General features: G+C 70.5%; 9 protein-coding genes. 2 read left to right on the plus strand and 7 right to left on the minus strand.

Annotated elements, in window-relative coordinates; translation table 11 throughout:
- From AB0C29_RS19950 to AB0C29_RS19960, 3 genes are all read right to left on the minus strand, one after another.
- The coding region (locus AB0C29_RS19950; RefSeq protein ID WP_360822125.1) for an acyltransferase at positions 1 to 764 on the minus strand (764 nt) is incomplete at its 3' end.
- Complete coding sequence (locus AB0C29_RS19955) at positions 761 to 2,350, minus strand: cellulose synthase catalytic subunit (RefSeq protein WP_360822127.1); 1,590 nt, start codon at positions 2,348 to 2,350, stop codon at positions 761 to 763. The genes AB0C29_RS19950 and AB0C29_RS19955, both read right to left, overlap by 4 nt.
- Before the next feature lie 411 nt (positions 2,351 to 2,761).
- Positions 2,762 to 3,370 carry a dienelactone hydrolase family protein gene (locus AB0C29_RS19960; RefSeq protein WP_360822129.1) on the minus strand — a complete coding sequence of 203 codons (609 nt, stop codon included), beginning with the start codon at positions 3,368 to 3,370 and terminating at the stop codon, positions 2,762 to 2,764.
- A gap of 46 nt (positions 3,371 to 3,416) precedes the next feature.
- Here AB0C29_RS19960 and AB0C29_RS19965 point away from each other — a divergent pair, with 46 nt between their 5' ends.
- Positions 3,417 to 4,001, plus strand: coding sequence for a winged helix-turn-helix domain-containing protein (locus AB0C29_RS19965; RefSeq protein WP_360822131.1), 585 nt, complete (start codon positions 3,417 to 3,419; stop codon positions 3,999 to 4,001).
- Between the two features lie 95 nt (positions 4,002 to 4,096).
- Positions 4,097 to 5,080: a hypothetical protein gene (locus AB0C29_RS19970; protein WP_360822133.1), complete on the plus strand. Its 984-nt coding sequence runs from the start codon at positions 4,097 to 4,099 to the stop codon at positions 5,078 to 5,080.
- Here AB0C29_RS19970 and AB0C29_RS19975 read toward each other — a convergent pair whose 3' ends face one another.
- From AB0C29_RS19975 to AB0C29_RS19990, 4 genes are all read right to left on the minus strand, one after another.
- Positions 5,081 to 5,791: a hypothetical protein gene (locus tag AB0C29_RS19975; protein ID WP_360822135.1), complete on the minus strand. Its 711-nt coding sequence runs from the start codon at positions 5,789 to 5,791 to the stop codon at positions 5,081 to 5,083.
- A 72-nt stretch (positions 5,792 to 5,863) separates the two neighbouring features.
- Positions 5,864 to 6,943 carry a hypothetical protein gene (locus tag AB0C29_RS19980; protein ID WP_360822137.1) on the minus strand — a complete coding sequence of 360 codons (1,080 nt, stop codon included), beginning with the start codon at positions 6,941 to 6,943 and terminating at the stop codon, positions 5,864 to 5,866.
- 76 nt (positions 6,944 to 7,019) lie between these two features.
- Positions 7,020 to 9,011, minus strand: coding sequence for an ATP-binding protein (locus AB0C29_RS19985; RefSeq protein WP_360822139.1), 1,992 nt, complete (start codon positions 9,009 to 9,011; stop codon positions 7,020 to 7,022).
- 45 nt (positions 9,012 to 9,056) lie between these two features.
- On the minus strand, positions 9,057 to 9,509 hold a 453-nt coding region (locus AB0C29_RS19990), incomplete at its 5' end, for a nuclear transport factor 2 family protein (RefSeq protein ID WP_360822141.1).

Here is a 9,509-nt window from a genome sequence, read left to right on the forward strand (position 1 = left end):
CCCAGGCCCAGCCACGTGAGCACGGCGGCGGGCGTGGCCGGGAGAGCCGAGAGCCGCCGCGCGCCGAGGGCGATCAGTGCACCGACGCCGAACTCCCAGAGCCGGGCCGGCAGGCCGTGGACGGTCCACGGGTTCGTCGCCGGCTCCAGCCAGAGGGCCAGCGAGGCGGCGCTCAGCACCGTCAGCAGGAGTGCGGCCGACAGCACGCTGGGGCGGCCACGGCGGGCCCAGGCCAGCGCGACCACGATGAGCAGCAGCGGCCACACCAGCGCGAACTGGACCAGCAGGGACAGCGGCCAGAAGTGCTGCAACGGCGACACGTCGACCGGCGCGGTGCCCTGGGTCGCCAGCCGTACGTTCATGGTGGCGGTCGCGGCGGCGACGGCGTCCCAGGAGACCGTGGTCCGGTCCGCCGGCGGCATCCAGTGCCAGGCCGCACCGAGTGAGCCGAGCACCACCACGGTCGCGGCCGGCACCATCCGGGTCGTGCGCCGGGCGTAGAACCGGCGCAGCGACAGCCGGCCGTCCTGGCGCAGCTCCCGGAACGCCGTAGCGGTGAGCACAAAACCGGAGATCACGAAGAAGAGGTCGATGCCGACCCCGCCGCCGTTCAGGCCGGCCACGCCGACGTGCCAGCCGACCAGCAGCAGCACGGCGAGCGCACGCAGGCCCTGCACGTCACGCCGGAAGACCGGCGGATCGGGTGCCGGCACCGGCTGGGCCGCCGGACGGGCCCGTTCGAGAAGTCCCGCGGTGCCGGTCATGACGCCACGACCGGGGCGTAGGTGGGCATCTGGCGGGCACCCGGAATCGGCGGATCGGCGTCCGGACTGCCCGGCGCGTCGGGGTGCCGCTGCGGGGTGGACCGTCCGCCGAGCAGCAGCGGCCAGACGAAGTACAGCATCGGGCCGGCGAACAGCACTGTCGCCCAGAGCTGGTCCAGGCCGTAGTGCATGACTCCGAGCACGATGCCCGACCAGGTGAGCAGCTGGGCGGCGATGAGCCAGACCCGCAGCAGGCGCAGCACCCGCTTGGCGGTCGACGTGCGCTTGGCGGCGCCGGTCGGCACCCAGGCGGCGGTACGGCCGCGCAGGAAGTCGAACAGGGCCAGGGCGTGGCAGAAGCCGATGAGCATCTGGACCCGTACGACGGCCGGGGACCAGCGGTAGTCGGTGACCCGCGGCATCAGGGTCGACCACACGAAGATGGTGCCGATCAGCGGCAGATAGTTCAGCGGCCGGATCTGGTCGGGGAAGAACCACAACATCAGGAAGCCCGGCAGCTGACTCGTGAAGGCCGCGACGGCGGTGGTGATGTAGTAGAGGAACCCGGTCCAGAAACAGAGCTTCTGCTTGACGGTGAGCGCCGAGCGGTGGAAGTCCGGATCGGCCAGCAGGCTCATGCTGCCGGTGCACCAGCGGTACTGCTGGTTGGCGAAGCCGTCGAAGTTGTCCGGGCAGACGCCCTTGGCCAGATTCACCGGCACGTAACGCGTCCGGAAACCGGCCTTGGCCATGTTGACTCCGGTGTGCACGTCCTCGCTGTGCCCGATCTGCGCGAAACCGCCCGACGCCCGCAGCGCACTGCGGCGGTAGACGGCATTCGTGCCGACACAGATGGCCGCGTCGACCGCGTCGCGGGCCGGCTGAATCCAGCGGTAGAACATCTCCTGGGTCGCGCCGGCCGAGCGCTGCAACCAATTGAAGTGCTCCTGCTGGACATCGAAGAATTGCGGCGACTGGACGATCCCGACGGCCGGATCGTCGAAGTACGGCGCCAGTTCGCGGATCATGTCGGCGCGCGGGGCGAAATCGGCGTCGAAGACATGAATGAGATCGCCGGTCGAGTTCTCGTATCCGTGGCGCAGGTTTCCGGCCTTCTTCAACTCACCGCGGTTGGGCCGGGAAAGGTAGCGGAAGCCGTACTGCGCGGCGAGCTCGGCGACCGTGTCGCGGCCCGAGTCGTCGAGCACGTGGACGGTGAGCAGGCCCGGCCAGTCCAGGGCGGCGACGTGGCGGTAGGTGTTGTCCAGAATGGCCAGCGATTCACCGGCGGACGGCAGGAAGACGTCGACCGAGGGGTACGCCGCCGGCCGGTACTCCGCCACCAGGGCGTCGTGCTCGGCGCGGGAGCTGCGGCGCTTGCGGGTGCTCGACAGCAGGCTGATGAGCACGGCCACGACCTGCAGGGCGATCAGCTCGTAGAGCAGGCTGGTCCACATCGAGTTGGCCGCCAGCCGGGCCAGGCCGAACATGACGCCGGCGAAGGCCAGCAGGAACACGCAGAAGATCCAGCGGCCCTGGCGTCCGTAGTAGAGATACTTCTCGTGATCGGAGGGCGGCAGCGGCACGTACTCCACCACTGCCTGGGGAGAGGTGCCGGCCCGCGAGCCTCTCTGTTGCCGAGTCTGTGCGACTACCACCGGTAAAGGCCTTCCGTATGTGATGACGGAGCCGACTCGGGGATAGAGCCATCGAACGACCGACGACCGCAGCTGAGCCGGCGGTAGTCAGTCGATCACCCGGAAACAGAGCCTGAATGCATTTTCGCCGACGTTCACCGGACCCGTACGGGTTAATCCGATCGGTCGGCGATAAAGGCACCTTTCGCGGCGCGGCGCGGCGGTGGAACCACCAATGGATAGCTGACCTGCAAAGACTTCCTCAATGCCATTCAGGGACGGCGAAGAAACGAAAAAGAGACGGGACGGTGCTGGTGATGTATGTCACAGCGAGGACTGTCCGATGTGTTCAACAATTTGTCAGCCGAGCCGGTCGAGAAACTCCACCGAGCGGCGTACGACCAGCGCCGTCGCCTCGGCGTCGTACGACGGCAGTGAGCTGTCGGTGAACAGGTGCCGGTCGCCGGGGTAGACGAACAGCTCGGCCAGCTCGGGCCCGGCCGCCGCGACCAGCTCACGGGCGGCGTCGAGGTCGCCCTCCAGCGCGAAGATCGGGTCCTGGTCCATGCCGTGGATCTGCACCGGCACGCCGGCCGGCCACGGTCCGAAAGCCCATTCGCCGCTGATCGGCACGCAGCTCTCGTAGAGCAGGGCACCGCCGGCACCGGGTCGCGTCTGGGCATATCGCTGGGCCTGGGCCGCGCCCCAGGAGAAGCCCGCGTACGCCAGGGGCCCGGGCAGCTCGGCCACCGCCCGGTCGGCGCGCTCATCCAGGAGCTGGTCACCGACGCTCCTGACGAAGGCGACGCCCTCCTCGACGCTCGCGGGTCGTTCGCCGTCGAACAGCTCGGGGGTGTGCACGGTGTGCCCGCCGGCCCGCAGTTGCTCGGCGAACGCGAGCACCCCGTCGGTCAGACCCTGCACGTGATGGAACAGCACGACGGTGGCCATCTCTACACTTCCCCTCATCGGACGACAGTGGTCGAATGATCCACGATAGTAGAACGGTCGAACTTTGTCGGTCAATGAGCAGATCCCCGACTACGACCTCGACGAGATGGTCGTGGTCACCGCCCCCGCCCAGCTCCGGGCGCTGGCCGACCCGCTGCGCAGCACCCTGCTGGAGCTGGTACTGGAGCGGGCCGCGACGGTCTCCGAGCTGGCCCAGGCGGTCAGCCGCCCCAAAGGCACGGTCGCGTACCACGTGAACCTGCTGGTTGACGCCGGGCTGCTCCGGGTGGTCCGGACGCGGCGGGTCCGGGCCATCGAGGAGCGCTACTACGGCCGGGTCGCGCGGACCTACTACATCGGGGCGCTCAACAGTCCCGAGGACAAGAAGGTCGTCGCCGCGATCAACGGGCTCGCCGAGGCAGCGGCCGAGGCCGCCCCGGCCCACGAGGCCGACGAGTTGCGGTGCCTGCTCGTGCACGCCCGCATCCCGATCGAGGAGGTCCGCAACTTCTGGGCCGAGGTCCAGGAGGTGGCCCGCCGCTTCGCCCAGATCCCGCGCTCGGGCGATCAGGCGTACGGCTTCGTCGCCGGTCTCTATCCCACCGACGCCCCGACCCTGCCGGACGCGCGATCCACCACGAAGGACTGATCCTTCCTCTTTAGACCGTTCTGTGGGCATTCGCGTCCGTAGGGTGGCCGATTGCCGGGCGCGCGAGGTGCTCCGGCGATCCGAGGGAGTGACGCATGACCCGTCTGGCCGTACCGCTCGCTGTGCTGTTGGTTCTGGGGGTGGGTGCCGGACCGGCCGGCGCCGCGGCGGTGAGCCCGTCGAGCGAGCCCGTCGAGTCGGCCGCGCTGATCAACGGGCGGGTGGTCCGCGACGCCGCGACCGCGCAGCGGCTCATCGACGCCTACTGGACGCCGGAACGGATGCGGACGGCCATCGCGGTCCCCGACCCGCGCGTCATCGAGGACCCGGCGCTGGAGCAGCGGGACCGGCCGGGCAACGTCGGGCGTCCGCAGACGGCGGTGCGGCCGGCCGGGCCGTCGGCCGCCGGCGGCACCAGGAGTACGGGCCGGGCGGTCAACCCCTCGGCCGGCGTGGGCAAGGTCTTCTTCACCAAGTCCGACGGCAAGAACTACGTCTGCTCGGGCAGCACGCTGAACAACGAGACCCGCAACCTGGTGTCCACCGCCGCGCACTGCATCCACGGCGGCAAGGGCGGTGTCAACCACGAGAACTGGATGTACGCGCCGCTCTACGCCGCGGGCAAGACCCCGTACGGCAAGTTCGCGGCGAAGTGGTTCCACGCCACCAAGGGCTGGACCCAGCACAGCTACCACTGGTGGGACTTCGCGTTCGTCAACGTGTGGCCGCTCGCCGGGGTGCGGCTGGTCGACAAGACCGGCGGCAACGGCATCAGCTTCAACCAGAGCAAGTCCATCGGGGTCACCGTGCTGGCGTACCCGTCGAAGGCGCCGTACGACGGGCAGAAGCAGGTCTCCTGCGTGACCAGCCTGCAGTGGGCGGCCGCCGCGCAGGTCAAGGTCTTCTGCGGGCTCACGCCGGGGGCCAGCGGCGGCCCGATGTTCCAGAACTTCGACCCGACCATCGGCTTCGGCTTCACCAACACGGTGGTCGCCTATGTGTGGAAGAGCCGCAACTACGGGCCGTACTTCGACAGCGACGTGCTGACCGTCTTCAACCGGGCCCGCAACAAGACCTGATCAGGTCAGCAGCGACTCCCGCATCGTCCGGCCCGGATTGAAGGCGCCGGCGATGCGGTGCTCGGTGGGGGCGTACACGTCGACGGTGTTGTTGCGCCGCATCAGCTCCCGGACGGGCGGCGGCAGCGGCGGCGGCTCGTCCGGCATGGCGGCCCGCAGGTCCCGGGCGGTCGCGATCAGCCGGTCGGCGAGGGCGGCCCCGTCCACGTCGACCCGCACCCGGCCGTACTCCCAGCCGGCCACGGTGAGGTCGAGCACCTCGAACACGTGCGCCAGCAGCGGGTCGGGGTCGGTCACCCGTACGGTCCGCTTGGCCTGCGCGCCGACCACCGTGACGGCCGCAGCGACCTGGACGTACGGGTGCAGCCCGCCCGGCAGCTCGAACAGCGACCACCGCAGCTCCGGCCCGGCCGTCTGCCACAGCGGCCGGTAGTTGCGGCGGTCCACCGCGAACCCGCGGCCGGTACGCCGGTAGAGCTCCCCGGCCTGGGTGAACAGATCCCCGTAGGCGGCGTCGGCGAACTCACCCAGGATCCGGGCCGCCACGATCAGCCCGTCATCGTCGGTCAGCAGCCCGGCCACCGCCTCGGCCTGCGCACCGAAGGGCGCGGGCACGTGCGCACCGAACCGCTGCCGGACGTCGCGCAGCAGCGCCTCCTGCCGGGCAGGATCCTGCTCGACCCGCCGCTTGCCCAGCTGGAACCACCGCATGTCGCCTCGTCTCCGCAGTCACCTGACGAACGCGGCAATGCTAGTTGAGCTGACTCACCGGCCTGCCCGCTGTCACGTGCCGCGGATGGTGAACGCCTTCGAGCTGCCGCCCACGGCGTAGGCGTCACCCGGTGCGTAGACCCGGTACGAGTAGCTCGCCTTGCCCGGCGGCGTGGCCACCACCGTGTACCGGCCGCTGGCCCGGACCCGCCCGGTGTTGACGTTCTTCCACGCCCCGCCCGTGTAGCGCTGGAGCCGGATGACCTTGCCCTTGTTGAGCGGGGACACCGAGCCGGTGACGTCGACGGCGGACCCGGCGGGCGCGGCGGCCTTGGCCGGTGCGGCGCTGACCTTGAACCGGCTGTAGCGCAGGTGGGCGGCGTCGATGGCGATGATCGTCCGCTCGTCCTGGCCGGTCGGCTTCCTGGACGTGCCGGGCACCCAGACGCAGTGCAGCGCCTCAGCCTGGTTCGCGGGCACCGTGCGGCGGAACGTGCCCGTCGAGCCGGTGCGGCCGTTCACCCGGAAGCCCCACTCGACGCAGCCGTTGTCGTTGCCGATCACCAGGGGTGCGTTGGGCCACGGCCGTCCGGTGTCGGTGTCCCAGACCCGTACGGTCATCACGACCGGCTTGCCGCGTTTGGCGGGCTCGGGGAACGTCATGTCGATGCCCGGCCGGTGCGAGCTCGTCACCTGCACGGTCGCCGGGTCGATGGCCGTGCCGGGATCGATGTCCAGCAGGTTCCACAACTTGTCGTACGCGGCGAGGCGGTCGACGCGCACCGTCCCCTTCCAGGCGCTGGTGACGGCCACCTCCCCCGTCCAGATGCCGTCCTGCGGCGTGCCCTCGGTGAGGGCCAGCGCGGCGTAATTGTTCGGCGCCTGGGAGAAAGTCACGTAGGGGAGGAGTCCCCCGACGCCGTCGCTGGTCTGTTCCACCCCGGTCTCGTCGGTGAGCCGTACCCGGACTTCGAGCATCACGGTCTGCAGGCCGGAGACGGTGACCGCCGAACGGGACAGCTCGATCGATTTGAGCACCGGCGGAGTGGTTTCCGCCGCGGGCGCGGCGCCGGCGGGGCCGCCCGGAATGAGCACGGCCGGCCCGAGCAGGGCCGTGGTGAGAGAGAGGGCGAGGAGCAGACGGCTGCGCATGACTGTCACGTCCTGGGATCGTGCATCACCGGCGGCGGACGTGCCGCGTGTCCACAAGGTACGCCTGTCGCACTGCCTATGACTGCCCTCGGGGAAATCGGACGGTGACAGTGGTTCCGGTGGGCTGGTTCGGGGCCAGAGTGATGGTTCCGTGGTGGCGTTCGACCAGGACCCGGCTCAGCGTCAGGCCCAGCCCGGCGCCGGGGATGCCGGCCTGATGGGCGTTGCGGCCCCGGTAGAGGCCGCGGAACATGCTGGCCTGCTCGGCGACCGGGATGCCGGTGCCCCGGTCGGCGATGGTCAGCACGGCGAGGTCACCGTCGGCCGCCAGCGTGACGGTCACCGTGGAGTCGTCGGGGCTGAACTTGACGGCGTTGCTCAGCAGGCTGTCGACGACCTGGCGCAGCCGGCGCGGATCGCCGGGCACGGTCAGCCCGGCCGGTACGTGGACGTCGACGGTGATCCGGTGCTCCCGGGCCACCGGGTTGATCGCCTCCACGCCGGCCGTGGTGATCTCGGCCAGGTCGACGTCGACGCTCGTCAGCTGGGCGTGGCCGGATTCGAGGGCGGCGAGGTCGAGCAGCCGTTCGATCAGGGTGTGCAGCCGGTTGTTGTTGCGTTCGATGACCTCGATGAGGTTCCGGACCTCGCCGATCGTGGTCTCGTCGGGTGACTCGGCGATCAGGTCGGTGTAGGCGCTGATGGACGTCAGGGGCGTACGCAGCTCGTGACCGACCAGAGCGATGTATTCGTCGGTGGCCGCGGCCAGGTGCGCGGCCAGCTCCTCGGCGCGGCGCCGTTCGAGGTAGGCCCCGATGGTGCCGGCGATGCCCCGCAGCAGCACCGCGAGCGCCGGCTCGGGCTCCTGCGGACTCCAGGAGAAGAACGTCAGGACCCCGTTGACGTGATCACCGCTGCGCAGCGGCACGGCCCCGGCGGCGCGGTACTTGGCGGCCGCGACGACCTGCGGCAGCAGCGGGGAACCAGGGGCGTGCACGTCCGGCACCCACAGCAGGTCGCCGCGCTGCCAGCACAACCCGGCCAGCCCCTCGCCGCGGGCGATGGAGTCCGGCATCGGCATCGGCGTCGCGTTCTCGGCCAGGAACGCCGCGGCGGGCCGCAGCACGTCACCGGCCGGGTCGACCAGCCACAACCGCAGGTAGGGCCAGCCGACGCCGGTGCCGACGGCCCGCAGGACCTGGTCGCCGAGGGTGGCCGCGTCCGGGCTCCGCGACAGCACCTCGAGCACCTCGGTCGTGCAGTCCAGGAAGCGCCGGGCACGATGCTCGGCGGTGACGTCGTGCACCGCGGCGACGGCTCCCGTGATGGCGCCGGTCGTGTCGCGGATCGGACGTGCGTTGATCGACAGCCAGTGCTCCGGCCCGTCGCCGTCGCCGTCGAGCACGAGCGCCCCGCGGACGTCTTCCCCGGCGAGGGCGCGCAGCAACGGCATCTCTTCGGTACGCAGCAGCGTGCCGTCGTGGTGGCGCAGCCGGGAACGCCGCGTCCACTCCTCCAACGGCACCGGCCCGGCCGCGCTGCCGCCGCCGCCGAACAGCTCGCTCACCCCTCGACTGCGCACCGTCAGCCGGCCCTCGGCGTCACAGGTGACCACCCTGACGTCGAGGCCGTCCAGCAGCGCCTCCACGAACGCTGTATCGGAAGGGGCGGACTGCACCGGGGCGCCGGCGGCGCCGGGCGGGGCCTCGTCGCCCAGTTGCCGCCGCAGGACGGAGGTCAGCTCCTGCACGCTGAACGGTTTGGTCATCACTGTGGTGGCGCCCACCGAGGCCAGCTGCGGGTCGCTGGGCGGCAGGTAGCCGGTGAGCAGCATGATCGGGATGTCCGCGAGTGCGGGATCGGCGCGCAACGTGCGGCACAACTGCAGGCCGTCCAGGTGGGGCATGTCGATGTCGGTCACGACCAGATCGGGCCGGTGCCGGGCCACCGCGGCCAGGCCGGCGCGCCCGTCGCCGACCACGGTGACGTCATGCCCGAGCCGTCGCACCACCTCGGCGACGATCCGCTGATGATCAACGTTGTCCTCGGCCAGCATCACCAATGCCATGCCTCATTCTAATCGGGCAAAAGCCGGGAAAGCCCCGTTTCTGGACTACCGCCCGGACATCGCCTCGATCAACGGCAGTGGATTGAGGTAGTCGCGGTACGACACGATCTGACCGTCGCGGACCCGGAACACGGCGATGACCGTCTGCCGGAACGGCGCGCCGGTCGTGACGACGGTGCCGTGCGCCTCGTACTCCACGATGATCACCTCCGGATCGGTGGTCTCGTGCAGCACGAGATCGCGGTAGTCGTCGAGCCGGATGAAACCCTCGGCTGCCGCGGTCAGGTGCTGCTTGATCGCCGCGCGGCCCCGCACCCGCGCGGGCAGGCCCGGCGGCCGGTACGGCCACTCGAGGTAGCCGTCGGGGGCCATCAGCGCCACGAAGGTCTCGACGTCCAGCTCGCGCCCGGCCCGCAACACCCGGCCGACGACCTCCCGCGCTGTGCCGGTCATCGCTTCCCCCTCTTTGATCACGCATTGATTCAACGACCGTAGAAC

The organism is Actinoplanes sp. NPDC048791, from assembly GCF_040650095.1.
Lineage (GTDB): Bacteria > Actinomycetota > Actinomycetes > Mycobacteriales > Micromonosporaceae > Actinoplanes.